This window comes from Drancourtella massiliensis (assembly GCF_016900655.1).
In the GTDB taxonomy this organism is placed as follows: Bacteria; Bacillota; Clostridia; order Lachnospirales; family Lachnospiraceae; genus Sellimonas; species Sellimonas catena.
Genome location: NZ_JACJKH010000002.1, coordinates 66,019 through 92,630, shown reverse-complemented (window position 1 = coordinate 92,630; position 26,612 = coordinate 66,019). Strand labels below are relative to the sequence as shown.

Here is a 26,612-nt window from a genome sequence, read left to right as displayed (position 1 = left end):
TCTGGTTTAGAAATGACAGATGATCGGTGTCGTCTCATTGATCAGATCATAAAGCTTTGCCGCATCATCGTATTTCATATTGATACATCCGTGGGAACCATGGTTCAGGTACCAGTCCCCTCCGAATCGTGTCTGCCAGGACGCATCATGGAATCCGATGTCTCCATTGAAAGGCATCCAGAATGCCACCGGAGATTCATAGGAATACTCTCCGTTTGCAAGCAGTTCTCCACGAAGTACTGCATTCTTGGTCTTGTAAGTCAGGTCATAGCTTCCCTGCGGTGTGTCATCTTCTCCATTCGGAGTTCCACTGACAATATCACAGTTCATGATCACTTCTCCGTTCTGGAAAAACCAGAATTTCTGTGTCGTCAGATCCACTTCCGCGTAAGTGTCTCCGTAGTCATTGTCGTCTCCGTGATCCGCTCCTCTTCTGGACCATTTCGGCTCCCTTGAAACTTCTTCGCCGCTCTGAATATTCGCAACCAGAGCCGCATACTCGTCTTCCTGATTTAAATACCAGCCAAAGTCACCTCCGGATACCTGCACTGTATCTCCGCGGCCCGTCACAAATGTCCGCGTCGTTCCAACTGTATTATACTTTGTAGCAAGCTGCGCAATATAGGCATTCACCTGATCGGTATTGAATGTCACCTGCATATTCTCATCAACCGTCAGCCACTGGGAAATAAGCGTCTTATCTACTACTTCTGTCTTTGGTGACAGATCATATGTAATCTTGCTCTGGAGATACTTATTCATGGTATCAACCGCAGCCTGCACTTCCGGAGAATCTTTCGTGTAAGCCGGTGTGATATAGCATCCTTCCGTCTCCAGATTCATTTCCTGATTAAAGCCGCTTACGGACTCTTTTACCTTCTGAAGAAGCGTCTCCTGATTCACCTGGTTTCCGACTACTTCCTCCTGGATGACAAACTGGTTTCCGTCATATACCGGATGTGCATTTTCTGAGGCAGTCTGGCCTGCGGAAGTCACGCACTTCAGCATGGAAACAAACCCTGCCAGCTTTTCTTCATTATATTCGATTCCGACTTCCGTTGTGACATCGGATTTTGTCCACAGTGCCGTCGGCCAGAGAAATGGATTCTGCTCCTCCTTGACTTTCTCAAGAGCACCGCTCTCCTGATAGGAGATGTCAATATCTTTTCCGGAGATCGTCTCCGTTCCTCCGTCTTTTTCATTTAATGTCAACGTGTATCCGGCAACCTGCTCTGCCATATAATCCTCCGCATCATGAACGCTTCTGAGTGAAAAGCTGTTACCGTTGATCGTTGTTCCCGGATAGAAATGGCTCTGAAAAAAGATCACTCCGCCAAAATAGGCAACCGCTACAATTCCGACAATGCTGCCGCAGGTAATCGCGATCCGTTTCTTTGCCGCCTTGGATATCCGGCGTTTCTCTTTCTTTTTCCTTGGTCCCCGTCTATGTTTGATTCTCGTCTTTCTTGCTATTTCATTTTCACTGTCCATTGTATGATCCTGATCCGAAATCCGGAGTTCTTCTTCCGGAATATTTTCGTTTTTCTTCATTCAATATCTACCCCTTACTATTTTACCTTATACATCGCTATTATAATATGTCTATGTGGAAAAGTACAGTGAAAATTTGTTGAATCTTGTCGTATATCCTACTTACTTTTCGGCGTTTTCCCTCAAATTTCGATTGCAGTTTTTTCAGTGCTTCTATATAATAGATAGAAGTTTATTCAGATTATTTTGTATATTTGGAGGTATCATTATGGCAGGATCATCTTTTGGAACTCTTTTTCAGATTACAACATGGGGAGAATCCCACGGAGCCGGCATCGGTGTCGTAGTAGACGGCTGCCCGGCAGGGCTTGCACTCTCCCCTTCCGATATTCAGGCCTTTTTAAACCGCAGAAAGCCGGGACAGAATGCTTACTCTACCATGCGCAAGGAAGCAGACGAAGTGGAAATCCTCTCCGGCGTGTTTGAGGGAAAGACAACCGGTACACCAATCTCCCTTCTCGTGCGGAATCAGGACCAGCGCTCCCATGACTATTCTCAGATCAAAGACTGTTACCGGCCCGGTCATGCGGATTATACCTTCGATGCAAAATACGGATTCCGGGATTACCGGGGCGGCGGACGTTCCTCGGGACGAGAAACGATCGGACGTGTTGCTGCCGGCGCCATCGCTTCTCTCCTTCTGAAAAATCTCGGCATCCAGGTTCAGGCATATACGAAAGCGATCGGTCCATACACCATCCCTGCTGATGAGTACGACTTTTCCGTTCTGAAAAGCAGTCCGCTTTGTATGCCTCATCTGGGATACTCTCAAAAAGCGGAAGAATATCTGCGTACCTGTATGGAAAACCAGGATTCCGCAGGAGGCATTATCGAATGTCAGATCGCGGGACTTCCTGCCGGCATCGGCGAACCGGTTTTTGACAAGCTGGACGCCCTCCTTGCCCACGCGGTTCTTTCCATCGGAGCTGTCAAAGGATTTGAAATCGGAGATGGCTTTGAAGCCGCCCGTTCAAACGGTTCCACAAACAATGACGCTTTCTGCCTGAAAGACGGACAGATCACCAAGAAGACAAATCATTCCGGCGGAACACTTGGAGGGATGAGTGACGGAAGCACTGTCATTTTCCGTGCGGCCATCAAGCCGACTCCTTCCATCTCCTCTCTGCAGCAGACGGTCAACTCCTCTATGGAAGAGGTTGACATCTCTGTCAAAGGAAGACATGATCCGATCATTGTTCCGCGGGCCGTTGTCGTTGTAGAATCCATGGCAGCGCTTACCACCGTGGATCTGCTGCTTCGGAACATGAGCGCCTCCATGGATCATCTTCTCCGGATTTACCGGTAATCTCACGCTCAAACGAGAGAAAGGAAGTCCTTTATGAAAAGAGAACTGACCTATATCATACAAGAAACGGACGGTACGGCTGCGCCGCTTACCGTCCAAAGCTTTCTGAAAAGCAGGGGATATTCTCATGCTGTCATCGTCTCCCTCAAAAAAACTCCGGAGGGAATTCTAAAAAACGGTGTCTGGGCACGAGCACACGATCCACTCCTGCCGGGCGACTGCCTTCAGGTGAGGATTGTCGAAGACAGTTCCTCCGATCATATTGTTCCGCGTCCGCTTCCGTTTCCGGTTGTATACGAGGATGAAGATCTTCTTGTCGTGAACAAACCGGCTGACATGCCGATTCATCCGTCTCAGGGAAATTACGAGAATACTCTCGCCAATGCTGCCGCCTGGTATTTCAAAGAAAAAGGGGAATCATTTGTGTACCGCTGTATCAACCGTCTGGACCGGGACACAACCGGACTTCTCATCCTTGCCAGGCATGCCTACAGCGCTGCCCTTCTTTCCCGGATGGTCTCTGCCCGCCAGATTAAGCGGGAGTATCTTGCAGTTGTCAGAGGCACTCCGGATGTTTCCGGAATCATCGATGCTCCAATCGGACGTAAAGAAGGATCTACCATCGAACGCCGGGTGGACTTTGAACACGGTGAACCGGCCCGTACCCATTATGAACTCCTTTACTCCGAGGGCGGATATTCCCTCGTCCGGCTCCGCCTTGACACAGGGCGTACCCATCAGATCCGTGTCCACATGAAGTATCTTGGGCATCCTCTGCCCGGCGACTTTCTTTACTGTCCGGATTACACAAAAATAAAACGGCAGGCGCTTCACTCCTGCCGTCTCTCTTTTCTCCATCCTGTTACGGGGCATCCTCTTTCCTTTACCGCCCCGCTGCCGGATGATATGCGTTCTTTCTTCCCGTCTGTTTCTCTGAATACTCTTTAAAGATCATAGCATCCGCCTCCGATAAACTCCCGCAACAGGGAGTTTGCCGGAATCCTCTCTGTTCCGATCCCGAGAAAATAGTCCAGAAACTTCAAAAGCCGCTTGGCTTCATGGAATTCTTCCATTTCCGGTGTAATCTGAAATAACAGTGGTTCCACATACTGTTTTAATACCGCAAGTTCGTAAATCAGGGCCGAGTTAAACATGATGTCCGCTTCCTCCTGGAACGGGAAAATATTTCGCTCTTCCCCCCTTCTGACCGAATACCACATGGCAATTGTTCTTGCCGCGGAAGTGCCCCGGGTCCTTGCATCACGGACAATCCGGCGGATCAGACGTCCGTCCGTAGTCGGGATCCTGTTGTGTTCGTCTACATTCAGCTGTGTCAGCGCACTGATATAAATCTTAAACTTCCGCTCATTCGGAAGAGCTTTGGTAAGCTCTGGATTCAAGCAGTGAATTCCCTCAATCACAAGAATATCCCTGCTCTCCATTTTCAGCTTTTTCCCTTCGTATTTCCTCTGTCCCGTGATAAAATCAAAGGTCGGAATTTCCACCTCTTCGCCATGAAGCAGACGTCTCAGATCTTCATTAAACTGATCTACGTCAATCGCTTCCAGGCACTCAAAGTCATAATTCCCTTTCTCGTCCTTTGGAGTGTGCTCCCGGTTGACAAAATAGTTGTCGACCGCAAGAGGATGAGGACGCAGGCCGTTTACCCTGAGCTGGACGGACAACCTGTGCGAAAAGGTCGTCTTTCCCGAAGAAGAAGGTCCTGCCACAAGCACAAACTTCACATCACCTCTTTTTGCGATCTGTTCCGCAATTTCAGCAATCTTCTTTTCCTGCTGTGCTTCCTGCACCAGTACCATGTTCTGAGCTCCCTCCCGCACAATTTCGCGGTTCAGATCGCCAACGGTTTCAATATCCTGGAGATCACCCCATTTCATGGATTCTTTCTGTACCTGAAACAACTTTTCCCGCACCTGTAAAGGCGGAACCCGTTCCGGATCCGACATTTTCGGCATCTGGATCACAAATCCTTCATCATACGGATAGAGTTCAAAATATTTCAGATATCCTGTGGACGGCACCATGTAGCCGTAGTTATAGTCCTCGAAAGCTCCCATCCTGTACAGGTTGACTCTGGAACTTCTCCGGTATTTGAACAATTCTTCTTTATCATACATACCATATTGATGAAACAGCTCAATCGCTTCATCCGTATGGAGATTCCGTTTTTCTATCGGAATATCAGCCTCTACGATCTTTCGCATCGTATCTTTAACACGGTTTAGAAATACCTCATCCAGACAGATATCCCCGTCAATCGTACAGTAATACCCCTGGTCCACCGAGTAATGAATCCGCACTTTTTGAATCTTATCATGTCCGGCTGTATCATAGACCGCCTTTACAAGCATCAGGCTCATACTTCTTTTGTAGGTCTTATACCCGATGTCCTCTCCGGTCGTGACAAGCCTGACCCTGCAATCTTTCCGGAGCGTTTTATACAGTTCTTTCAGTTTTCCGTCCTGAATCACAAGAACAACATCATTTTTGTACTCTTTCTGTCTGTCTTTTGCAATCTCAAGAAAAGTGGTTCCTTCCGGATACTGCTTTGTTTCTCCATTTTCAAATGTAACCGTATACTGTAGTACATCGTGCAAACTAACACCTTCTTTCCAGCCTTTATAAAATCACGGAATACGGCAAATGCTTCGGCATGGTAATCACTTCGATTCTGCCTTCCGTTTTATCCTCCAGATACTGTTTCATATCCTCCATAAACAGATATTCCAGTCCGTAGTGTCCCGCATCAAGCACTGCCATCCCCTGGGCATCGGCATCAATTCCGGTATGGTGACCGATATCTCCGCTCAGAAATACATCTGCACCTTTCAAAAGCGCTTCCTGCACTACACTTTCGCCCGATCCCGGACAGACCGCCACCGTTTTGACCGGCCTGTCTGCTCCAAAGCACCGAAGTTCCTCCAGGCCAAAACGTGTTCTGATTCTGGCCGCAAATTCAAGAAGGCTCTCCGGCTCTTTCAACGTCCCGGTCACGCCGATTCCACACGGAACCCCCAGCCATTCCCCGGTTTCCTCAAGCGGACCGGTCTCTTCCAGTCCGATTTTTTCTGCGGCAAGCATCCCCATCCTGCAGATATCGTAGTTCGTATGCATGGCATAGTAGGCCACGTCTGCCTGTATCAGCTTTAGAATTCTTCTTCCGATAAACGCTTCATCCGTAATCCGCTTCACAGCCCGGAACAGAAGCGGATGATGAGAAAGGATCATATCCGCCTTGATTTCCAGTGCCGTCTCCACGGCAGCATCATCGACATCAACCGTAATCAGGACCTTTTGGACCTCCTTTTCTTCTCTTCCAAGTATGAGACCGCTGTTATCCCAGTCAAGCGCATAACTCTCCGGTGCAGCCTCCACCAAAATATTTCGGATTTCTTTTACCTTCATCTTGCCTCTCCTTTTACCGGTACCTGCCTTCTGCTGCATACAGCTGCTTCAGTTCTTTTTCTATCTCTATGATCCGGGCTTTGGAACTTTCCGACGGATCCTGGCTCTTCCTCAGATTCTCCAGAATGTTCGTCCGGATCCGGATTTCCCGTTTCAGAAAATCATGGAGAACCGGATGTTTCTCTTTCAGAAGAACTCTTCCATACTCATATTCCTCTTCCGTGTACGGGAACTGCTCCCTCTTCCCCGGAACAGCCTTCATCATCGGGTAGTATTTTCCATCCTCATATATCATATTCTCATACTCAATGGAAAATCCGTTTTCAATCAGAAACCGGCGGACTTTCCCGATCTCCGACTGCGGCTGGAGAATACATTCTTTCAGCGAAGCCGTCGTTTCCGGACAGGCCGACAAAATCTGTATAATAAGAGCGCCGCCCATTCCGGCGGCGATCATACTGTCTGCTTCCTGGATGCTCAGTTCTTTGAGTCCATCTGATCTTCTTGTCCCGATTTGCTCTTCAAGCCCATATTCTCCGATATGTTCTCTGGCACGCTGGAGCGGCCCTTCGTTAACATCCATCGCAACCGCGGATGGAATCCGTCCGTTTTGCACCAGCCAGATCGGGACATACGCGTGATCCGTCCCGATGTCTGCCACTCTGTATCCGGGCGTCACCAGCTCGGCGACCGCCCGAAGTCTCTTTGATAATTCCATGCTCCGCTCCTAATCCAGATAGTCTCTTAATTTACGGCTGCGGCTTGGATGGCGCAGTTTTCTCAGTGCCTTGGCCTCAATCTGACGGATACGTTCTCTTGTAACATCAAACTCTTTACCGACTTCCTCCAGTGTCCTTGCCCGGCCGTCGTTCATTCCAAAACGCAGTCTTAAGACCTTCTGTTCTCTGTCTGTCAGTGTATCCAGCACTTCATTGAGCTGTTCCTTTAACAGTGTGGCGGCAGCAGCTTCCGCCGGAACCGGCACATTATCATCCTGAATGAAATCACCAAGATGGCTGTCCTCTTCTTCCCCGATCGGTGTCTCCAGAGACACCGGTTCCTGTGAAATCTTCAAAATCTCTCTGACACGGTCCACAGGCATGTCCAGTTCTTTTGCAATCTCTTCCGGAAGCGGCTCTCTTCCGAGCTCCTGAAGGAGCTGTCTGGATACCCGGATCAGTTTGTTGATCGTCTCCACCATATGAACAGGAATACGGATCGTTCTCGCCTGGTCCGCAATCGCTCTCGTAATTGCCTGACGGATCCACCAGGTCGCATAGGTACTGAACTTAAATCCCTTCTGGTAATCAAACTTCTCAACCGCCTTGATCAGACCAAGATTACCTTCCTGAATCAGATCCAGAAAGAGCATTCCCCGCCCGACATAGCGCTTTGCAATGCTGACTACAAGACGGAGGTTCGCCTCTGCCAGTCTCTTTTTGGCACTCTCATCGCCTTCCGCCATTCTTTTGGCCAGATCAATCTCTTCTTCTGCACTTAAAAGAGGAACCTTTCCGATTTCTTTCAAGTACATACGCACCGGATCCTCAATGCTGATCCCGTCCGGCACAGACAGATCGATCTTTTCCATATCGACCTCTTCCTCTTCTTCTGCAAGAATCAGATCGTCAATATCTGCGTCCAGGTCATCATCATTTCCAATACGCAGCACATCGATGTTCATTGCCTCCAGATACTCATACACCTTTTCCATCTGCTCTGAAGATAATTCCAGATCAGCCAGAAAATCACTGATCTCCTGAATTTCCAGAACTTTCTTTTTCTTTTTTCCAAGTTCGACCAGCTCTTTCAGCTTTTCCTCAAATTTTGCTACGTTTTCTTCCATGCTTTTGTCCATCCTCTCATCGCTTGTTCTATACTTTTATTTTATGGATATCTGCATCTGATACAGTTTCTGCAGATCCTTTTTGGCTTCCATGAGCTTCTGAAGACCTTTGATATCCGTCGGGTCCAGCGCTCTTCCCGCTTCTTCAATACTGTGGTTTTTCACCTTGATCACCGTCTCTTTGAGAGCCTTTTCCTGCTCCTCTTTCGTGGATAGCTCACGAATCTTTGTATGAAACAGTGATGCGGCCTCCCGATGCTCTTCCTCATCCGTAAAGTGATTCAAAATGCGGGCAGGATTGAGATCTCCCTCTTCATACTGCTCATAAAGCAGTGAGGCAACTTCCTTATACAGGCTTCCGGTGAAATCGTCCGGTGTAATGTAATTCTTCACCTGAGAAAATACTGTCATATCATCAATCATCCAGGTCAGAAGGATCTTCTGGGACTTCAGATTTCCGTCTTCCTTCTCCTTGACAGCCGCAGTCTGCTTCGGCCGTCTGGCCGGTGCTGCCAGCCCCTTCTCTATAGCCGTCTTTGCCACCAGCTTTTTCAGATCCTCAAAGGCTACTTTATATGCTCTGGCAACCGCCTCGGTATAATTATCCCTTTCAATCTGCTCTTCAAATTCTCCAAGTCTTGCCGCTGCCTCTTTCATGAAACCGGTCTTACCTTCCGGGGAATTCATGTCATACTGACGTTCCAGCACCTCCAGACTGTACATAAACCCGTTTCTGGCTTTGCTGATCCGCTCTTCAAAAGCCGCCGCACCCAGATTTTTGATAAACTCGTCCGGATCCTTATACGGATCCATCCGGATCACTTTCGCCGTAATGCCCGCCTCTTTCAGAATCGGCATCGCTCTCAGGGCTGCCTTCGTTCCTGCCTCATCGCTGTCATAAGTCAGATATACTTCCTGAACGTACCGCTTAATTAAAGATGCATGTCCAGGTGTAAATGCAGTCCCGAGGGAGGCAACTGCATTGGTAAATCCTGCCTGATGAAGCGCAATCACATCCATATACCCTTCGCACAGCAGAAAATAAGGCTTTCTGGAACTTCTTGCACGGTTCAGCCCGTAAAGATTTCTGCTTTTATCAAAAATCGGAGTCTCAGGGGAGTTCAGATATTTCGGTTTCCCGTCACCCATGACACGGCCGCCGAATCCAATAACACGGCTGTTTGCGTCCATGATCGGAAACATCACACGATTCCAGAATTTATCATGAATTCCTTGTTTCTCATCGACACTTGCAAGCCCGGACTGCACGATCAGCTCATCCGAATAGCCCTTCAACTTCAGGAATCTGCTCAGATCATCGCTGTATTTATTTGCATATCCGAGCCCGAAGTGCACGATGGTCTCCTCTGTCAATGCTCTGTCGGTCAGATATTGATAGGCCTGCCGCCCTTTTTCCGACTTCAGCTGTGCAAAATAATATTTTGCTGCAAGCTTGTTGATCGCAAGAAGCGTCTCTCTTAAATCTGCTCTTTCTTTTGCCTCTTTGGAATACTGTTCCTTCGGCAGCTCCACTCCCGCTCTGTCCGCAAGATAACGGAGCGCCTCGGTAAACGAATAGTGCTCATATTCCATCAAGAATGTAAACACATTTCCTCCTGCCCCGCAGCCAAAGCAGTAGTACATCTGCTTGTCCCGGCTGACAGAAAAGGACGGGGATTTTTCATTGTGAAACGGACAAAGTCCAAAATAAGAATTTCCTTTTTTCTGCAGTCTTACATAAGAAGAAATCACGTCTATAATATCGTTTTTCATTCTTACTTCTTCTATCACGTCTTCTGAATAATACACGTCTTTCCCTTCCTTCTTGCCTGTGTACATTCTCCTACAAATTATATATTCGACAAAAGATGTTGATTTCCTTTTTCTTTTTTTAATTTTTTCAAAAAAGCGATGAAAGACTGTTTTTTATTTCTCTTTTTCTTCAGAAAGCCGCCTGCGGATTGCTTCTACTACCGTCTCAAGCACTTTGATTCTCGCATAGTACTTATCATTTCCTTCTACAATAATCCAAGGTGCAGACGGGGTTGATGTTTTCACGAGCATCTCTTCAACAGCTCTTTCATATAGATCCCATTTTTCCCGGTTTCTCCAGTCTTCGTCCGTAATCTTCCACTGTTTCGCCGGATTTGCCTGGCGTTCTTTAAATCTCCGCTCCTGTTCGTCTTTATCGATCTGCATCCAGAATTTCATTACAATCGCGCCGGAATCCGCAAGCTGTTCTTCCATATCATTCATTTCCTTATAGGCACGTTTCCACTCCTGCTTTGTGCAGAATCCTTCAATCCGTTCCACCATCACCCGTCCGTACCAGGTCCGGTCAAAAATGGTAATATGTCCTTTCTTCGGCATCTTAATCCAGAATCTCCACAGGTAATGATGCTTTTTCTCCCAGTCGTTCGGAGCTGCCGTCGGAATCACGACATATCCCCTCGGATCAAGTGCCTGAGTCAGCCTCTTGATGGCACCGCCCTTTCCTCCGGCGTCCCACCCTTCAAATCCGAGGATCATCGGAATTCTTCTGCGGTACAACTCCCCATGAAGTTTTGTCAGTTCTTTCTGAAGCTTTTTCTTTTTCTTCTCATATTCTTCTCTTGTGTAGGACAGGGACAAATCAGCTTTATTCAATACAGACTCTACCGGCTTTTCATCCAGTTCCGATGCTTTTTCTTCTTCCTCCGGCTTCCGTTCCACCGTAGCTTCCAGAGCCTTGATCACCGTCTTGTAAATCTTGACGGCAGCATATCTCTTATCCGTTGCCTCCACGATCGTCCAAGGAGCAAAGTCCGTATCCGTCTTTGCCAGCATCTCTTCGTTCACCTGGAGATATGCATCATATTCCTCGTTTCTGCGCCAGTCATTTCCTGTCACTCTCCATTCACTTTCTCTGGAAGATGTCAGCTTTTCAAACCGCTTTTTCTGCTCCCTTTTACTGATATAAAGGAAAAGTTTAATAATCACCATACCGTCATCAGTCAGTTCTTTTTCAAAATTCTGGATAGTATGGTATGCTTTGGCGACTTCCCCTTTGGACATCTGATTTTCAAACCGCTCCCCAAGCACCTTCCGGTACCAGCTCGTGTCAAAAATAGATATCTTGCCCCGCTCCGGGATCTTCGTCCAGAAACGCTTCATGTAAGGATAGAACTTTTCTTCTTCTGTTTCTTTTTTGACTGCAAACACTTCAAAGCCCCGCGGGTCCAATGCCTGGATCAGCTTGCCGATCTGCACTCCTTTTCCAGACGCATCCAGGCCTTCAAATACTATCATCACCGGAATTTTGGCACTCTGGCAGGCTCTCTGCAGTTCCCCAAGCCTGATCGAAAGTGTCTGAATCTCTTCTTTGTATTCCGGTTTCTTCATTTTTTTCGACAAGTCAATTTTCTCTAACATCGTCCTTCCTCCTCATGCTACAAAATAATTATATTTTTTTGTTGACATTCCCTCTGATCTGTAGTAATATAGCTTTCGGACGGTCGAAAGACAGTCACATGCGGAAGTGTCGGAACTGGCAGACGAGCAAGACTAAGGATCTTGTGACTATTGCAGTCGTGTGGGTTCAAGTCCCATCTTCCGCATCTTGAAAGCAGAGTGCTGCAGGTCAGGCTCTGCTTTTTTGATCAGAATGTGTTATTTTCTATTATAGCACGATCTGATGATAAATTGTATCTATTGATTAAAAAATATACATTTTTCAATTATTTTTAATTTTTATATTGACATTTTCTTTTACTTGTAGTAATATAATCTACGGACAGCCGATAAGGCAGTCACATGCGGAAGTGTCGGAACTGGCAGACGAGCAAGACTAAGGATCTTGTGACTATTGCAGTCGTGTGGGTTCAAGTCCCATCTTCCGCATTTTTCATTATTCAGCTGAAATCCTCATTTTATGCAGGATTTCAGCTTTTTCTTTTTTGAATAAAGGAAGGATTTTTAGCTTCTACTCTTTCCGCACTCCAAAACAAAAAAAAGCAGAAAGAAATCTTTTTTTCTTTCCGCTTGTCTTTTCGCTTCTTTCTTTATTATTATGACAGGCTTCTGACGTACGCTGCCGCCCAAATCGCAGCAACCGCCCCGTCACTTACTGCTGTGGCCGCCTGTCGTACAAGTTTGACACAGATATCCCCCGCCGCATATACCCCCGGCAGATTCGTCTCCTGTTTTTCGTTGGTTACAAGATACCCGTCTTTTTTCTCCAGTTCCGGATAGAGCGATGTATTCGGCGTTGAACCAGCATAGATATAGACCGCACATCCCGGCGCCTCAATCCACTCCTGCTCTTTCGTATGTTCGTCTTCAATAACAATTCGATCCGCCTGCCCCTCTCCTTCAATCCGGGACAGTCTGCTGTGAAGGCGCACCTCCATATTCGCCGTCCGTTTTACTTTCTCTGTAAATTCCGGAATTGCTCCCAGCGTATCTTCAAAGTGGATAATCGTTACTTTAGAAGCAAATTTCGAAAGAAAAAGCGCTTCTTTCACCGCTCCGTCTGCTCCGCCCACAACAAATGCTTCTCTGCCTTCGTACTTCTTTGCATCTTTTGCCGGATTCAGCCCTGTTCCACGTCCCGCAAATGTATCTTCTCCCGGAATACCAAGCTTTCTTGGCGTCGTTCCTGCTGCAATGATTACCGCCTTCGCTTCGTATGTCGTTCCTTCTGTCACGATCCGTTTTACCGCTCCGGAAAGATCTGCTTCTACTACTTTTTCCATTGCAATTTCGATTCCCGCACGTTCGGCCTGTTCCTTCAGTCTAAGGGAAAAACTCTCACCTGTTTCGTCCGCAAGAATTCCTGCATAATGAGTGACAGTCGACACACTTCCAAGAAGTCCTCCTACCTTTTTCTGTTCTAAGACAATGGTTTTTAACCCTCTGCTTGCGGCATATACCGCACTGCTGATTCCTGCCGGCCCCGCTCCAATGACACAAATATCGTACATTCTATTTCCTCCGCTTCTATTTTCTTTTCAGTGATGATCATAACACAGAGTTTCAATAAAGAAAAATGATATATTCTTATTATTTCATAATTTCAGTTTATTATTCATATCCTGCAAGCCGGATACAGCCAGTCTCGGAACCACATTTTCAGGCATCAAAAAAACAGAGGAGGTTTCCTCTGTTTTTCCAGTTCTATCTTAAGCCTGATTTGCTTTTGCAAGTTCTGCTAATGCTGTAAATCCTTCCGCATCGTTGATTGCCATATCCGCAAGGATCTTTCTGTTGATCTCTACACCTGCAACCTTTAATCCATGCATCATCTTGCTGTAGGATAATCCGTTCATTCTTGCTGCCGCGTTGATACGAGCGATCCAGAGCTGACGCATCTGACGTTTTCTCTGCTTACGTCCTGCGTAGGAGCTTGCAAGAGCTCTCATAACAGACTGTTTTGCAACTCTGTACTGTTTGGAACGTGCTCCTCTGTATCCTTTCGCCAGTTTTAATACTCTATTATGTTTCTTCTTTGCGTTCATTCCGCCTTTAATTCTTGCCATGTCTTACTCCTCCTTCTATTCTTCCAACTCTTATAAGTATGGTAATACTTTCTTCATGTTCTTTACATTTGTAGAATCAGTAATGATAGATTTTCTAAGATTTCTTTTTCTCTTAGTAGATTTCTTTGTTAAGATATGGCTCTTGTAAGCTTTATTTCTCTTTAACTGTCCTGTTGCTGTTTTTTTAAAGCGCTTTGCAGCTGCTCTATTTGTTTTAATTTTTGGCATAATAATGATCCTCCTTAAATTATAAAATTTATTTTTAACGTTTTTCAGTTAAAACCATGCTCATGCTTCTTCCTTCCAGCTTTGCCGGCTTTTCTACAACCGCAATCTCTTTCAGGTGTTCCGCAAAATCATCCAGAATATGTTTGCTCTGCTGCATATGAGCCATTTCACGTCCGCGGAAACGAAGTGTAACTTTTACCTTATTCCCTTTCTGGATAAACTTCCTTGCATTGTTTACTTTCGTGTTCAAGTCATTCGTATCAATATTTGGAGATAATCGAACTTCTTTTACATCTACAGTCTTCTGCTTTTTCTTTGCCTCTTTTTCTTTTCTTGTCTGCTCGTATTTGTATTTGCCGTAATCGATAATCTTGCATACCGGCGGCTTTGCTGTTGGAGCAATCTTCACGAGATCAAGCTCGGCTTCCTGCGCGATCTTCTGCGCTTCTCTTGCAGACATAATTCCTAATTGTTCTCCATCCTGTCCGATCAGCCGCACTTCTCTGTCGCGGATCTGTTCGTTAATCATTAAATCGCTAATTGTTGTACACCTCCATGTTTGAATACTCATTCCTTGCCATAAAAAAATGGATAGCACAGACTATCCACATGATCTATCTTTACAAACCGGGCTCTCTGATATAAAATATAGAGATAACGATTGTAATTCTATATCAAACCATCAGTCACTCTTTCGTGCTGCGGTGAGAGTGGATACTCTGCTTTCTTTTCACACAGCTGTTATTTTAGCACAGCTTTCTTTTTCTGTCAAATACTTTTTTTAGAAATCTGACCTTTCTATTTTTCTCTTGTTTTTTACACGTCTCTGTGACATAATATACACACTCACTTTAAAGTGATAAAAAAATAAATTGTTGGGAATTTGGGGGTACAAATGAAAGAAAGAAGTAATTTTTCCAGCAGGCTCGGCTTTGTTCTTGCTGCGGCCGGATCTGCTGTAGGTCTTGGGAATATCTGGCGTTTTCCCTATCTGGCAGCACAATACGGCGGAGGAACTTTCCTTCTGGTTTATCTGATTCTTACTGTCACTTTTGGTTTTTCTCTGATGCTTGCGGAAATCGCCATCGGACGAAAAACCGGATTAAGCGCCATTGGTGCATTCAAAAAACTGGATCATCGTTTTGGGTTTCTCGGAATTCTGGCATCCCTTGTGCCGATCATCATCTTTCCTTATTATTCCGTAATCGGCGGATGGGTTACAAAATATCTTGCAGTCTTTTTGACAGGAGGAGGAAAGTCAGCTGCAGCCGATACCTATTATACTGATTTTATCGCTTCTCCTGTCGAGCCGCTGGGCTGGTTTTTTCTTTTTCTCGCCGCCACAGCTGTTATTGTCCTTCTGGGCGTGGAAAAAGGAATCGAAAAGGTCAGCAAGTTTATGATGCCTGTACTCGTAATCCTGACAGTCGGAATTGCGGTATACTGCATCACACTGCCAGGAGCCGGTGAAGGTGTCGCCTACTATCTGAAACCGAACCTGAAAGATTTTTCAACCAAAACCGTCCTCGCTGCCATGGGACAGCTGTTTTACTCTATGTCCCTTGCCATGGGAATCATGGTAACATATGGCTCCTACATGCAGAAAGACAATAACCTGGAATCTTCCGTACGGCAGATCGAAATTTTTGACACCGGCTTTGCGTTTCTTGCCGGTCTCATGATTATCCCTGCTGTATTCGTCTTTTCCGGCAAGGACGCTCTTCAGACAGGTCCCGGCCTGATGTTTGTCACACTTCCAAAAGTATTTGCAAACATGCCTTTCGGAGAGTTGATCGGAGCTGTATTTTTCCTCCTTGTATTGTTTGCCGCACTGACTTCTTCCATCTCCCTGATGGAAACGATTGTCTCGATTATCTGCGACAGACTGCACTGGACCCGGAAACGTTCAGCGCTTACCGTAGCCGTATGCGCACTGATTCTCGGCGCTCCTTCTTCTATGGGATTTGGGCCGTTAAGCTTCGTCAAAATTCTGAATCTTTCGATTCTGGACTTCATGGATTTTATCAGCAACAGCGTGATGATGCCTGTTGTAGCCTTTTTCACCTGCATTTTTGTAGGTTTCTTTATCAAACCGGAGGCTATCGGCGAAGAAGTACGTCTGAGCAGCAGAGCATTCAAAAGCGAACAGCTTTTCTCTGTCATGATTAAATGGATCGCTCCGCTTTTCCTTGTCGCAATCCTGCTAAGCTCCGTATTTCACTGGGTATAGTTTAAAAAGAGTTCTTTGGCGGGCACAGTATTATTCGATACTGTGCCCGCTTTTTTGCATACTTTTTCTCCATTTCGGAAAAACTCCATACTGAAACAGGAAAAACGGAGGAACAGTCTAATGAAGATTTCCAAGATGATACAGGAAAATATTTCTTATATTAATGAAATCCTTCCGGTAAAAGAAAGCTTTGACATTATAGAACGCGATATGATCATCGGCGGACGTGAAAGCTGCTTTTTCTTTATCGATGGATTTATGAAAGATGAAGTCATGTCCAAAGTTATGGATACGCTCTTTAAACTCACACCGGAAGAAATGCCGAAAACGGCGACCGAGCTTTCCAGAACAATGATCTCGTATGTAGAAATCGATACTTTTTCAGAATATGATGAAATTATAAAGAATATTTTATCCGGAGTCTCCTGTCTTTTTGTAGACGGCTTTGAATCCTGCATTGCCATTGACTGCAGAACCTACCCTTCCAGAAGTGTGGACGAACCAGCACAGGACAAATCACTCCGGGGATCCAGAGATGGATTTGTAGAAACAATTGTCTTTAACACCGCATTAATGAGAAGAAGGATTCGCGATCCGCATCTGACTATGAAAATGACGGAAATCGGGAAGTCTTCCCGGACAGATGTCGCTCTTTGCTATATGTCTGACCGGGTAGATCAGAACCTGCTTTCACTTCTGACACAAAAACTGGAAGCAATGCAGGAAGAAGATCTGAAAATGAATCAGCAGAGTCTTGCCGAGCTTCTCTTTAAAAGAAAGTGGTATAATCCATTTCCGAAGTTCAAGTATACAGAGCGTCCGGATACTGCTGCCGCCTGTCTTCTGGAGGGAAAAATCATTCTGCTCGTAGATACCTCTCCTTCCGCGATGATTCTGCCGACATCTATCTTTGATATGATCGAGGAGGCAAACGATTATTATTTTCCAACACTGACCGGGATTTATCTGAAGATTTCCCGCGGTCTGATTACTCTGATGACCATTTTTCTCACGCCACTTTTCCTGCTTTTTATGCAGAATCCACAGTGGATACCGGAAATTTTCGATTTTGTGCTTGTAAGGTCTACTGTAAATATCCCCTTGTACTTTCAGCTTCTCCTGCTGGAGCTTTCCATTGACGGACTGCGGCTGGCAGCTCTCAACACCCCCAGCATGCTCAGTACTCCTCTCAGTGTTATCGCCGGTATTGTGATGGGGGAATTTTCCGTTCAATCCGGATGGTTTAATTCCGAAATCATGCTTTACATGGCCTTTGTTGCTGTGGCAAACTATACCCAGCCCAATTTTGAACTGGGGTATGCATTAAAATTCATGCGCCTTCTTCTTCTCACGCTCACGGCCTTATTTGACTGGATCGGTTTTGCGGCGGGGTGCATCATTATCGTGTGTTCCATCTGTTTTAACCGTACGGTTTCCGGACGAAGCTATCTGAATATCCGCAGGAATTAAATTACAGCCTCCAGCATAAAATCTTTTGCTTCATGCCTTGAAAAATGGTATGATAAGTAAAAAGCAGGATGAGGAGGTTACAGCAATGAGAGAGTTTGTTATTACTACGGACAGCACCGTCGATCTTCCAAAAGAATGGCTGGAAGAGCGTAATATTCCGACGCTGAAATTATCATATACCATTGACGGCGAAACCTATCCGGATATGGAGGGGATTTCAAAAAAAGAATTTTTTGACCGCATCAGAAGAGGTTCTCTTCCGACTACGTCCCAGGTGACACCAGGTCAGGCAAGGGAACTGTTTGAACCTATCATAAAAGAAGGCAAAGATATTATCCACATCGGATTTTCTTCCGGATTAAGCGGAAGCCTGAACAGTGAACGGATGGCCGCGCAGGATCTGATGGAAGACTATCCTGAAGCACGGATCACCGTGATCGATTCTCTTTGTGCATGTCTTGGCGAAGCACTGCTTCTCTACTATGTTCTGAAGCTTAAAAAAGAAGGGAAAACTTACGATGAGATCGTGACCTGGGCAGAGGAGAACAAGCTTCACGTCTGCCACAATGTTACAGTGGATGATCTGAACCATCTGCACCGGGGAGGCCGTGTTTCCAAAGCTACCGCCGTCCTTGGAACCATGGTAAAGATCAAGCCTATGATCCACATGGACAATGAAGGAAAACTCAGTGTCATCGGAAAAGAACGGGGACGCAAGCGCTCCCTGCACAAGATCGTCGATATCATGGAGGAGCAGATGAAGGGCTGGGACAATGAAATTGTCATGATCACACATGGGGATTGCGAGGAAGATGCCCAATATGTCGCCGGTCTGATCCGGGAAAAATACGGAATCGATAACATTCTGATCAATGTGATCGGAACTGTCATCGGAAGCCATACCGGTCCTGGCGTTGTTGCCACGTTCTGCATGGGAAATAAAAGATAACATTTTTACGGGACTCTGCATGAATGCAGAGTCCTTTTTCAGACACATTTCGGAATCTGCCTTTTGTTTATTCTCAGGAAAATCCCCTTCTTCTATTGACATCTTTCCATTTCTTTTGTAATATAACAGTGATATATATCAGTGTTATATAGAAGGGGATCCGCATGAATGAAACAAAACCAGACACATTGCAGGCTATCCTGACAGCAGCAATGGACGAATTCCTGGAAAAGGGATTTCAATCAGCTTCTCTTAGGAATATCGTAAAACAGGCTGGTGTAACCACCGGAGCCTTTTACGGATATTTTTCCAGTAAGGAAGCTCTGTTCGAAGCTCTCGTCGGAGAACAGTATGAGTATTTCATGAACTGCTTCTGCAGCGCTCAACAGGAATTCGCTTCTCTTCCGGCGGAAGCTCAGCCTGATCAGGTAGGCATCACGTCCGGCTCATGTATGCGCGGGATGCTTTTGTATGCCTATTCTCATCTGAAGGAGTTCAAATTGATTCTCTGTCATTCCACAGGCACACGCTTTGCCGGTATGATTGATGAAATGGTAAGAATCGAGCTTCAGGCGACTCATGACTATCTGAATGTGCTGAAGTCACTTGGAAGACCCGCACCGCCGATTGATGAGCATCTGGAACACATCCTTGTGACCGGAATGTTTAATGCTTTTTTTGAGCTTATTATCCATGAAATGCCGCTTCCAAAAGCGGAAAACTATCTCGAAGAGATGCGGGAATTTTATACTGCAGGATGGCTGAAGATTATGGGGCAGTAAGCCCTGTAATTTTTATCCAGAGGTTAGTTTGTGCTAACTTTTTTATAGCGGACTCCGGCTGCTTCTCCGTTCCTGTATGTTCCGGCCGGGCTTGGCAGGTATTCGGACAGCATCCGACACTTTTTATAAGGAGGTTTATCATGAAAAAACAGTCAAATTTATCGCGGCTTTTGTCCTATGCCGGCGGTCACAAAATCCTGACATGGCTTTCATGGATTTTGTCAGTGGTCAGTGCGCTTCTGGCACTTGTCCCTTTCTGGTACATCTGGCGTATCATCCATGATCTTCTGGAAGCAGCCCCTGATTTTTTCAGGGCAGACCAGACAGCGTCCTATGGCTGGAGTGCTGTGCTTTTTGCAGTACTTTCTGTTCTGGTCTACATTGCTGCGCTGATGTGTTCTCATCTTAGCGCATTCCGGATTGCTTCCAACATCCGGAAAGAGCTCCTGCGCCATATTGCTTCTCTCCCGCTTGGCACCATCGAAAAATACGGCAGCGGAAAACTCCGCCGAATTGTCAACACATCCAGCGCCGCCGCGGAGACATATCTTGCTCACCGTCTTCCGGACAAGGCCGGAGCCATTGCAACTCCCGTTGGTCTTCTCTTTCTGCTTCTCGTATTTGACTGGCGTCTCGGGCTTTTAAGTCTCATCCCTGTCATACTCGGCTTTCTGATTATGATGAAAATGACAGGGCCGGATATGGAGGCAAAAATGAAAGAGTACCAAAACGCCCTCTCAGACATGTCCAATGAAGCGGTAGAGTACGTCCGCGGTATTCCTGTTGTCAAGACCTTTGGCCAGAGTGTCTATTCCTTCAAACGGTTCAAAGCTTCCATTGACAACTATGAGAAATGGGTGATCGCCTATACGAAGACGCTGCGGCTTCCAATGATGTTTTATACCACAGCCATCAACGGCGTCTTTGCCTTTTTGATTGCAGGCGGAATCTTTCTGTCCAGAAACGGCGTCTCAAACGACCTTCTTCTGAATCTGATTTTCTATATTATTATTACACCGGTAATCGGAACGACCCTGACCAAAATCATGTTCATGAGTGAAGATGCAATGATTGTCACGGACGCCCTCTCCCGCATCGATACCATCCTGGATGAAAAGCCCCTTGCCGAAAGTGCTGCCCATACAATCCCTTCCAGCCATTCTATCACTCTGGAACATGTGACATTCAGTTACGACGGCCAGAAAGATGCTCTCAGCGACCTTTCCCTGTCCATTCCATCCGGGCAGGTCGCCGCCCTGGTTGGTCCTTCCGGCGGCGGCAAAACAACGCTTGCCGGCATCGCTGCCAGATTCTTTGATCCTCAGAAAGGCCGGGTGCTGATCGGAGATGTGGATATCCGGCAGATTTCAAAAGAAGATCTGATGAATCAGGTATCCTTTGTCTTTCAGAACAGTCGGCTGATCAAGGCCTCCATTCTGGAAAATGTCCGGATGGCAAGGCCTGATGCTTCCCGGCAGGAGGTATTTCAGGCACTGGAAGCCGCCCAGTGTATGGATATCATCGAAAAGCTTCCGGACGGCATTGACACGGTCATCGGTGCGGACGGCATCTACCTGTCCGGCGGTGAACAGCAGCGGATCGCCATTGCCCGGGCGATTTTGAAAAACGCGCCTGTCCTGATCCTGGATGAGGCTACCGCATTTGCGGATCCCGATAACGAAGTCCGTGTACAGCAGGCACTTTCCACACTCTCCAGAGGCAAGACCGTGCTCATGATTGCCCATCGGCTTTCTTCCATCACCGGAGCAGACTGTATTTATGTCATGCAGGATGGGAAAATCACGGAAAGCGGCACTCACGCAGAACTGCTTCAAAAAAACGGACTGTTTGCCCATATGTGGCGGAACTATTCCGAAGCGGCGGAATGGAAAATCGAAAAGGAGGAGAACGTATGATTCAGAAATTACAAAGACGATTTGCATTATCCCGTCAGGGAGCCATTGACCTGATCAAAGGTTGTCTGGCCTGTGTCCTGCAGGATCTTTCCTTTATGTTTCCGGTCGGACTTTTATACCAGTTTGTGCTTGACATGATGGCCGGAGGCGTAAACGGCAGCCGGATCCTCTTTTATCTGGCAGGATGTGCCGCATGCCTGGTTCTGATTTTTGTCGTCACCTGGTTTCAGTATAATGCCACTTATCTGGCAACCTATGTGGAAAGCGGTGTGCGGCGGATCTCGCTGGCCGAACAGCTCCGGAAGATCCCCCTCTCCTTCTTCGGAAAAAAAGATCTCGCCGATCTGACCAATTCCATCATGGGAGACTGTGCCACCTTGGAGACTACGTTTTCCCACTATGTGCCCGCCCTGTTCGGATCCTTGATTTCAACCACCCTCGTTGCGGTCTGCCTGCTGTTTTTCAATGTAAAAATGGCCCTTGCCGCGATCTGGGTCCTTCCTGTTGCCTTTGCCATTACTCTCTTTTCTGCCCGGATTCAGGAATATTTCAACCGGAAAGCGGTGGCTGCCAACGTTGCACTGGAGAAGGGCGTCCAGGAATGTATCGAAAGTATGCAGGATCTGAAAGCATATAACGCAGAGCACCGCTATCTTACCGGTCTGTACCGGAAAATCGACGAGTCGGAAAAACGTCATATTGTAACGGAGCTTGGCACCGCCCTTTTTGTCGTATCTTCCACCCTGATTCTGAAATTTGGAATCGCCACCACCGCTCTGACCGGATCCGTGCTTCTGATCCGCGGGGAGATCGATATTCCTCTGTTTTTTATGTTTCTGCTTGTAGTATCCCGTATTTACTCTCCGCTGGAAGGCGCACTCCAGAATCTGGCCGCCGTCATTTCCAGCAGGACAAATATCAGCCGTATGAACGAGATTCTCGATCACCCGGTACAGACCGGAAGCAAAGACCTGACCAACAAAGGATATGATATCCGCTTCGATCATGTAGGCTTCTCCTACAATACCGGAGAAACCATTTTAAAAGACGTATCCTTCACTGCAAAGCAGGGGGAAGTTACTGCCCTGGTCGGCCCGTCCGGCGGCGGCAAGACAACCGTCTCCCGTCTGGCTGCCCGTTTCTGGGATATTCAGCGTGGAACCATCACCGTGGGAGGTATGGACATCTCCAAAGTGGATCCGGAAACACTGCTTTCCTTTTACTCCATCGTCTTTCAGGACGTGACCCTGTTTAATAATACAATCATGGAGAATATCCGGATCGGACGAAAAGACGCCACAGACGCTGAAGTCCTGGCTGCCGCAAGACTGGCAAACTGTGAAGAGTTTGCTCTCCGGCTTCCGGACGGTTACAACAGCATGATCGGAGAAAATGGATGCGAACTTTCCGGCGGTGAACGGCAGCGTATCTCCATCGCACGGGCCTTTCTGAAAGACGCCCCGATCATTCTTCTGGACGAGGCCACCGCAAGTCTGGACGTCGAGAACGAAACGCTGATTCAAAGCGCTCTTTCCCGTCTGATCAAAGAGAAAACTGTTCTCGTCATTGCACACCGTATGCGGACAGTAAGCGGTGCCGACAAGGTCGTGGTTCTTTCCGAAGGAACTGTTGCGGAACAGGGAACTCCAAAAGAACTTCTTCAGTCCGGCACTATCTACCCTCATATGGCAGGACTGCAGGACATCAGTCAGAGTTGGAAGCTGTAATCAACCACATATTTAAAACGGACAGCATACCCGTTAACGGTATGCTGTCCGCCTGATATGATTTGCGGATTCATCTGTTATTGATAGATCGGATATCTGCCGCAGATGTCGGTCACCGCCCTGCGGATCTGATCCGCGTTCTTTTCAAAATCAACTGCTGCAAGACGAATCAGCCCTGCGATCTCTTTCATCTCCGGTTCTTTCAATCCCCGTGTTGTCACTGCCGGCGTACCGATCCGGATACCGCTTGTGATGCCCGGTTTCTGAGGGTCGTTCGGAATTCCGTTCTTATTGACTGTAATATACACTTCATCCAGCCGGTTCTGCATCTCTTTTCCGGTCAGATTCATCTTTCTTAAATCCACCAGCATCAGATGATTGTCCGTGCCGCCGCTTACGAGGTCAAATCCCTCTTCCAGCATGGCCTCCGCAAGAGCATGGGCATTCTTCACGATCTGTTCCTGATAGTTCCTGAACTCCGGCTTCAGCGCCTCACCAAAGCAGATGGCCTTTGCCGCAATCACATGTTCCAGAGGTCCGCCCTGTGTGCCCGGGAATACAGCCTTGTCCACCTGCTTTGCATATTCTTCCTTGCAGAGGATCAGACCTCCCCTCGGGCCTCTTAATGTCTTATGAGTCGTGGTGGACACCACATCCGCATATGGAACCGGGCTCTGGTGAAGTCCCGCTGCAACAAGCCCTGCAATGTGCGCCATATCGACAAAGAGGTATGCGCCCACTTCTTTTGCAATGTCCGCAAACAGATCAAAACGAATCTCTCTTGGATAGGCGGACGCACCTGCTACAATCATCTTCGGTTTACATTCTTTTGCAATTTTGCGGATCTCATCGTAATCAAGAAAACCATCCTCACCGACATTGTATGGTACAAAATGATAAAGCTTTCCGGACTGGTTGACCGGAGAACCATGGGTCAGATGCCCGCCATGATTCAGGTTCATCCCCATCACCGTATCCCCCGGCTGAATAAATGCCTGATAAACCGCCATATTGGCCTGTGCACCGGAATGAGGCTGTACACAGGCATGTTCCGCCCCAAACAGCTTCCTGGCCCGTTCGATTGCCAGTGTCTCAATCTCGTCTACATGTTCACATCCGCCATAATAGCGTCTTCCCGGATATCCTTCCGCGTACTTATTGGTCGGCACTGTTCCCATCGCAAGCATGACCGCCGGACTTACAATATTCTCCGACGCAATCAGCTCCAGATTTCTCCTCTGACGTGCCAGCTCCGCTTCCAGTCCCTTTCCCACTTCCGGATCATACTGACTGATATAATCCATGACTTCCTGTACCAGATTCATTACACATCCTCCTTCTTATTTTGTTGTACTGCCCAAACCTCCATTTCTGATGCCGTCAGCATCGTCATCGAGGGTGATGCCATATTCCACAAAGATTCCCTGCATAAATCCTTCTCCAGCTTTCAGCTCCACAGTTTTTCCCTCATTGGTATCATTGGTCAGTTTTGCGAAAATATGCCCTTCATTGTCTGAGTAGTAATAATCACTGTCAATGATACCGACCGTATTGTTGAGCTGAAGGCGGTACTTGAACCCAAGGCCGCTTCTCGGATAACATTTCAGCACCCATTCCTCCTCCATCCAGACACGGATGCCGGTCGGGATTTTCACCGTCTCTCCCGGTGCAAGCGTGACCGGATACGGGGCGAAGAAGTCATATCCCGCAGAGCCTTTTGTTGCCCTTCTCGGAAGCCTGATCTCTTCATACACCTTCTCTGCCTCCTCTGCGGTCAGAATCCCCTCTGTCCCCTCCAGGAACTGTTCTTTACTTACTTTCTGAAATTTCGCGATTCTTTTCATCGTGTTCTCCTTTTTCTGCCTTATTTTACAAGTTTTGCATTAATTTCATCATACTATTCTGAACGCAGAAAGTCAAATTCAATTCTGAATTCCGGGTGCTCCTTTGAATATTCTACAATAAAAAAAAGATCAAAAACAAATCTTCTGCTTCTGATCCTTTTTCCTGGTTTATTCTAATTTCCACATTCAATACTGATCTCATTAAAGAGTTCCAGAATCGTATCGACTGTTGTCTCCTCTTTTTCTTTCCCTGATCTGTCAAGAATACAGCGTCCCTGATGCATCATCAGCATCCTGTTGCCGTATTCTACCGCATACCGGAGATTATGTGTGACCATGATGGTCGTAAGCTGCTTTTCTTTTACAATCTTATCGGTCAGTTCCATAATGGTCTCCGCCGTCTTCGGATCCAGCGCCGCCGTATGCTCATCCAGAATCAGAAAATCTATCGGGGTCATCGTGGACATCAGAAGAGCCATGGCCTGGCGCTGGCCGCCGGAAAGGCTTCCGACTTTGACGTCCATCTTATCTTCCAGTCCCAGGTTGAGCTGCCGGAGCAGTTCCCTGTAATGCTCTTTCCGTCCTTTGTTGATCCCTCTTCCAAGTCCATAAAACTTTCCTTTATTGTCCGCAAGAGACATGTTTTCCAGAATCGTCATGGACGGGCATGTTCCCATGGCAGTGTTCTGATACACTCTTCCGATTCTACGGTTCCTTTTATATTCTTTCATTTTTGTGATATCTTCACCGTCCATCAGGATCTGCCCCGACTCCACCGGGATACTTCCGCAGAGAATATTCAGCATGGAAGTCTTTCCGGACCCGTTGCTTCCCACAACAGAGACAAACTCTCCTTCCCGGACAGTCAGGTTGAAATCCTGAAACAGACACATTTCATTGATAGTGCCCGGATTATAATATTTCGTAATTCCTCTTAATTCAAGCATTTCCTTTTACCTTCTTCTTTCTTTCCATTCCGATGATCAGTATGATCAGGAACAATACTGCCGTGATCAGCTTCATATCCTGCGGTTCAAAGAACTTCAGCGCTGCCGCAACACAGGCCTTATAGATGACGGAACCAATCAGAACCGCCGTGGTTGCTTTCATGAACGTCAGGCTCTTGAACAGGCTGGTTCCGATAATCACGCTTGCAAGCCCGATAACAATCGCACCGGTACCGCTGGAAATCTCAAACACTCTTTGTTCCTGACAGAAAATACTGCCCGAGAGACATACAAGTCCATTCGCAATAGCAAGACCGAGGATCTTGACATTTCCCTGATCCTTGGCAAGGGACGTCACAAGATTTGCGTTATCGCCCACCGCCCGGAGCAGAAATCCCGATTTTGTCTTCATATACAGATCAAGAATGATTTTGGCAATCAACGCAATCACCAGGGAAATCACACACACTTTATAAGAAGAAAGAGATCCCGTAAAAATTCCATCCATCAACTCGTTATCAAAAATACTCTTTTCTCCAAAAATCGGCACGTTTGCTGTTCCGGCAAGTCGAAGATTGATCGTCCAGAGCGCGGTCATCATGATAATTCCGGACAGCAGATCCCGTACCTTGAATTTTACATGAATCAATCCCGTACAGACTCCTGCCAGTACTCCTGCCCCAAAGGAAATCACCAGAGTCAGATACGGATTGACTCCTTTGACAATTAAAGCCGCCGTCACGGCAGAACCCAGAGGGAAACTGCCGTCCACGGTCAGATCCGGAAAATCCAGAATCTTGTAAGTGATATAGACTCCAAGTGCCAGGATCCCGTAAATCAGGCCCTGCTCTACTGTTGTTACAATAAGGTTCAT

The 26,612-nt window shown here is 46.9% G+C and carries 23 protein-coding genes and 2 tRNA genes; 10 read left to right on the top strand and 15 right to left on the bottom strand.

What is annotated here, in order from left to right; all coding sequences use genetic code 11:
- Positions 1–6: 6 nt before the first annotated feature.
- Positions 7–1,551: a L,D-transpeptidase family protein gene (locus H6A32_RS01465; RefSeq protein ID WP_087168244.1), complete on the bottom strand. Its 1,545-nt coding sequence runs from the start codon at positions 1,549–1,551 to the stop codon at positions 7–9.
- A gap of 208 nt (positions 1,552–1,759) precedes the next feature.
- Between H6A32_RS01465 and aroC the strand changes: the two genes are divergently transcribed.
- Both aroC and H6A32_RS01455 read left to right on the top strand, forming a co-directional pair.
- Positions 1,760–2,857, top strand: a complete 1,098-nt coding sequence (aroC, locus tag H6A32_RS01460) for a chorismate synthase (protein WP_087168245.1) — start codon at positions 1,760–1,762, stop codon at positions 2,855–2,857.
- 33 nt (positions 2,858–2,890) lie between these two features.
- Positions 2,891–3,805 carry an RluA family pseudouridine synthase gene (locus H6A32_RS01455; protein WP_087168246.1) on the top strand — a complete coding sequence of 305 codons (915 nt, stop codon included), beginning with the start codon at positions 2,891–2,893 and terminating at the stop codon, positions 3,803–3,805.
- Here H6A32_RS01455 and H6A32_RS01450 read toward each other — a convergent pair.
- From H6A32_RS01450 to pap, 6 genes are all read right to left on the bottom strand, one after another.
- Positions 3,802–5,475, bottom strand: coding sequence for a nucleoside kinase (locus H6A32_RS01450; RefSeq protein WP_138372462.1), 1,674 nt, complete (start codon positions 5,473–5,475; stop codon positions 3,802–3,804). The genes H6A32_RS01455 and H6A32_RS01450 overlap by 4 nt on opposite strands.
- A 22-nt stretch (positions 5,476–5,497) precedes the next feature.
- Entirely contained in the window at positions 5,498–6,283 is a 786-nt protein-coding gene (locus tag H6A32_RS01445) for a Nif3-like dinuclear metal center hexameric protein (protein ID WP_087168248.1), read from the bottom strand.
- 13 nt (positions 6,284–6,296) lie between these two features.
- Positions 6,297–7,001 (bottom strand): tRNA (adenine(22)-N(1))-methyltransferase, encoded by a 705-nt coding sequence (locus tag H6A32_RS01440; RefSeq protein ID WP_087168249.1) that lies wholly within the window; start codon positions 6,999–7,001, stop codon positions 6,297–6,299.
- Between the two features lie 9 nt (positions 7,002–7,010).
- A complete protein-coding gene (gene rpoD, locus H6A32_RS01435; RefSeq protein ID WP_087168250.1) occupies positions 7,011–8,129 on the bottom strand; it encodes an RNA polymerase sigma factor RpoD in 1,119 nt (372 codons plus the stop codon).
- A gap of 36 nt (positions 8,130–8,165) precedes the next feature.
- Complete coding sequence (gene dnaG, locus H6A32_RS01430; RefSeq protein ID WP_087168284.1) at positions 8,166–9,938, bottom strand: DNA primase; 1,773 nt, start codon at positions 9,936–9,938, stop codon at positions 8,166–8,168.
- 117 nt (positions 9,939–10,055) lie between these two features.
- A complete protein-coding gene (gene pap / locus H6A32_RS01425; protein WP_087252788.1) occupies positions 10,056–11,540 on the bottom strand; it encodes a polyphosphate:AMP phosphotransferase in 1,485 nt (494 codons plus the stop codon).
- 100 nt (positions 11,541–11,640) lie between these two features.
- On the opposite strand from pap, the gene H6A32_RS01420 reads away from it, so the two are divergent.
- A tRNA-Leu gene (locus tag H6A32_RS01420) sits at positions 11,641–11,725 on the top strand.
- 198 nt (positions 11,726–11,923) lie between these two features.
- Positions 11,924–12,008, top strand: a tRNA-Leu gene (locus tag H6A32_RS01415).
- A 167-nt stretch (positions 12,009–12,175) separates the two neighbouring features.
- On the opposite strand, the gene H6A32_RS01410 is transcribed toward H6A32_RS01415, so the two are convergent.
- From H6A32_RS01410 to infC, 4 genes are all read right to left on the bottom strand, one after another.
- Positions 12,176–13,090, bottom strand: coding sequence for an NAD(P)/FAD-dependent oxidoreductase (locus H6A32_RS01410; RefSeq protein ID WP_087252789.1), 915 nt, complete (start codon positions 13,088–13,090; stop codon positions 12,176–12,178).
- 198 nt (positions 13,091–13,288) lie between these two features.
- Positions 13,289–13,645 (bottom strand): 50S ribosomal protein L20, encoded by a 357-nt coding sequence (gene rplT, locus H6A32_RS01405; protein ID WP_087168253.1) that lies wholly within the window; start codon positions 13,643–13,645, stop codon positions 13,289–13,291.
- 30 nt (positions 13,646–13,675) lie between these two features.
- Positions 13,676–13,873 carry a 50S ribosomal protein L35 gene (rpmI, locus tag H6A32_RS01400; RefSeq protein WP_087168254.1) on the bottom strand — a complete coding sequence of 66 codons (198 nt, stop codon included), beginning with the start codon at positions 13,871–13,873 and terminating at the stop codon, positions 13,676–13,678.
- Between the two features lie 34 nt (positions 13,874–13,907).
- Positions 13,908–14,402, bottom strand: a complete 495-nt coding sequence (infC, locus tag H6A32_RS01395) for a translation initiation factor IF-3 (protein WP_087168255.1) — start codon at positions 14,400–14,402, stop codon at positions 13,908–13,910.
- Positions 14,403–14,768: 366 nt separating this feature from the next.
- On the opposite strand from infC, the gene H6A32_RS01390 reads away from it, so the two are divergent.
- The 6 genes from H6A32_RS01390 (at position 14,769) to H6A32_RS01365 (ending at position 22,947) form a co-directional block, all read left to right on the top strand.
- Positions 14,769–16,103, top strand: a complete 1,335-nt coding sequence (locus tag H6A32_RS01390; RefSeq protein WP_191426696.1) for a sodium-dependent transporter — start codon at positions 14,769–14,771, stop codon at positions 16,101–16,103.
- A gap of 120 nt (positions 16,104–16,223) precedes the next feature.
- Positions 16,224–17,573, top strand: a complete 1,350-nt coding sequence (locus tag H6A32_RS01385) for a spore germination protein (protein ID WP_087168257.1) — start codon at positions 16,224–16,226, stop codon at positions 17,571–17,573.
- A gap of 85 nt (positions 17,574–17,658) precedes the next feature.
- Positions 17,659–18,522, top strand: coding sequence for a DegV family protein (locus H6A32_RS01380; RefSeq protein ID WP_087168258.1), 864 nt, complete (start codon positions 17,659–17,661; stop codon positions 18,520–18,522).
- Positions 18,523–18,686: 164 nt separating this feature from the next.
- Positions 18,687–19,304 carry a TetR/AcrR family transcriptional regulator gene (locus H6A32_RS01375; RefSeq protein WP_191436162.1) on the top strand — a complete coding sequence of 206 codons (618 nt, stop codon included), beginning with the start codon at positions 18,687–18,689 and terminating at the stop codon, positions 19,302–19,304.
- A gap of 140 nt (positions 19,305–19,444) precedes the next feature.
- Positions 19,445–21,220, top strand: coding sequence for an ABC transporter ATP-binding protein (locus H6A32_RS01370; protein ID WP_204863585.1), 1,776 nt, complete (start codon positions 19,445–19,447; stop codon positions 21,218–21,220).
- Positions 21,217–22,947, top strand: a complete 1,731-nt coding sequence (locus H6A32_RS01365; RefSeq protein ID WP_204863584.1) for an ABC transporter ATP-binding protein — start codon at positions 21,217–21,219, stop codon at positions 22,945–22,947. Before H6A32_RS01370 ends, H6A32_RS01365 begins: the two co-directional genes overlap by 4 nt.
- 77 nt (positions 22,948–23,024) lie before the next feature.
- Here the strand turns inward: H6A32_RS01365 and glyA are convergent, their stop codons facing one another.
- The 4 genes from glyA to H6A32_RS01345 all read right to left on the bottom strand — a co-directional run bounded on the left by glyA (position 23,025) and on the right by H6A32_RS01345 (position 26,612).
- Positions 23,025–24,272 carry a serine hydroxymethyltransferase gene (glyA, locus tag H6A32_RS01360; protein WP_430749563.1) on the bottom strand — a complete coding sequence of 416 codons (1,248 nt, stop codon included), beginning with the start codon at positions 24,270–24,272 and terminating at the stop codon, positions 23,025–23,027.
- Positions 24,273–24,287: 15 nt separating this feature from the next.
- Positions 24,288–24,791 carry a deoxyuridine 5'-triphosphate nucleotidohydrolase gene (locus tag H6A32_RS01355; protein ID WP_087252792.1) on the bottom strand — a complete coding sequence of 168 codons (504 nt, stop codon included), beginning with the start codon at positions 24,789–24,791 and terminating at the stop codon, positions 24,288–24,290.
- Between the two features lie 173 nt (positions 24,792–24,964).
- A complete protein-coding gene (locus H6A32_RS01350) occupies positions 24,965–25,738 on the bottom strand; it encodes an ABC transporter ATP-binding protein (RefSeq protein ID WP_087168263.1) in 774 nt (257 codons plus the stop codon).
- Positions 25,731–26,612 (bottom strand): ABC transporter permease, encoded by an 882-nt coding sequence (locus H6A32_RS01345; RefSeq protein ID WP_087168264.1) that lies wholly within the window; start codon positions 26,610–26,612, stop codon positions 25,731–25,733. The genes H6A32_RS01350 and H6A32_RS01345 overlap by 8 nt, the downstream gene beginning before the upstream one ends.

Coding starts and splice junctions, on each gene's coding strand:
- H6A32_RS01375 (WP_191436162.1), top strand. CDS start 18,687: ATGAATGAAACAAAACCAGACACATTGCAGGCTATCCTGACAGCAGCA.
- H6A32_RS01365 (WP_204863584.1), top strand. CDS start 21,217: ATGATTCAGAAATTACAAAGACGATTTGCATTATCCCGTCAGGGAGCC.
- H6A32_RS01455 (WP_087168246.1), top strand. CDS start 2,891: ATGAAAAGAGAACTGACCTATATCATACAAGAAACGGACGGTACGGCT.
- H6A32_RS01350 (WP_087168263.1), bottom strand. CDS start 25,738: ATGCTTGAATTAAGAGGAATTACGAAATATTATAATCCGGGCACTATC.
- H6A32_RS01440 (WP_087168249.1), bottom strand. CDS start 7,001: ATGGAATTATCAAAGAGACTTCGGGCGGTCGCCGAGCTGGTGACGCCC.
- aroC (WP_087168245.1), top strand. CDS start 1,760: ATGGCAGGATCATCTTTTGGAACTCTTTTTCAGATTACAACATGGGGA.
- H6A32_RS01345 (WP_087168264.1), bottom strand. CDS start 26,612: ATGAACCTTATTGTAACAACAGTAGAGCAGGGCCTGATTTACGGGATC.
- H6A32_RS01390 (WP_191426696.1), top strand. CDS start 14,769: ATGAAAGAAAGAAGTAATTTTTCCAGCAGGCTCGGCTTTGTTCTTGCT.
- H6A32_RS01370 (WP_204863585.1), top strand. CDS start 19,445: ATGAAAAAACAGTCAAATTTATCGCGGCTTTTGTCCTATGCCGGCGGT.
- rpoD (WP_087168250.1), bottom strand. CDS start 8,129: ATGGAAGAAAACGTAGCAAAATTTGAGGAAAAGCTGAAAGAGCTGGTC.
- rplT (WP_087168253.1), bottom strand. CDS start 13,645: ATGGCAAGAATTAAAGGCGGAATGAACGCAAAGAAGAAACATAATAGA.
- pap (WP_087252788.1), bottom strand. CDS start 11,540: ATGTTAGAGAAAATTGACTTGTCGAAAAAAATGAAGAAACCGGAATAC.
- glyA (WP_430749563.1), bottom strand. CDS start 24,272: ATGAATCTGGTACAGGAAGTCATGGATTATATCAGTCAGTATGATCCG.
- rpmI (WP_087168254.1), bottom strand. CDS start 13,873: ATGCCAAAAATTAAAACAAATAGAGCAGCTGCAAAGCGCTTTAAAAAA.
- infC (WP_087168255.1), bottom strand. CDS start 14,402: ATGATTAACGAACAGATCCGCGACAGAGAAGTGCGGCTGATCGGACAG.
- H6A32_RS01380 (WP_087168258.1), top strand. CDS start 17,659: ATGAGAGAGTTTGTTATTACTACGGACAGCACCGTCGATCTTCCAAAA.
- H6A32_RS01410 (WP_087252789.1), bottom strand. CDS start 13,090: ATGTACGATATTTGTGTCATTGGAGCGGGGCCGGCAGGAATCAGCAGT.
- H6A32_RS01465 (WP_087168244.1), bottom strand. CDS start 1,551: ATGAAGAAAAACGAAAATATTCCGGAAGAAGAACTCCGGATTTCGGAT.
- H6A32_RS01355 (WP_087252792.1), bottom strand. CDS start 24,791: ATGAAAAGAATCGCGAAATTTCAGAAAGTAAGTAAAGAACAGTTCCTG.
- H6A32_RS01385 (WP_087168257.1), top strand. CDS start 16,224: ATGAAGATTTCCAAGATGATACAGGAAAATATTTCTTATATTAATGAA.
- H6A32_RS01445 (WP_087168248.1), bottom strand. CDS start 6,283: ATGAAGGTAAAAGAAATCCGAAATATTTTGGTGGAGGCTGCACCGGAG.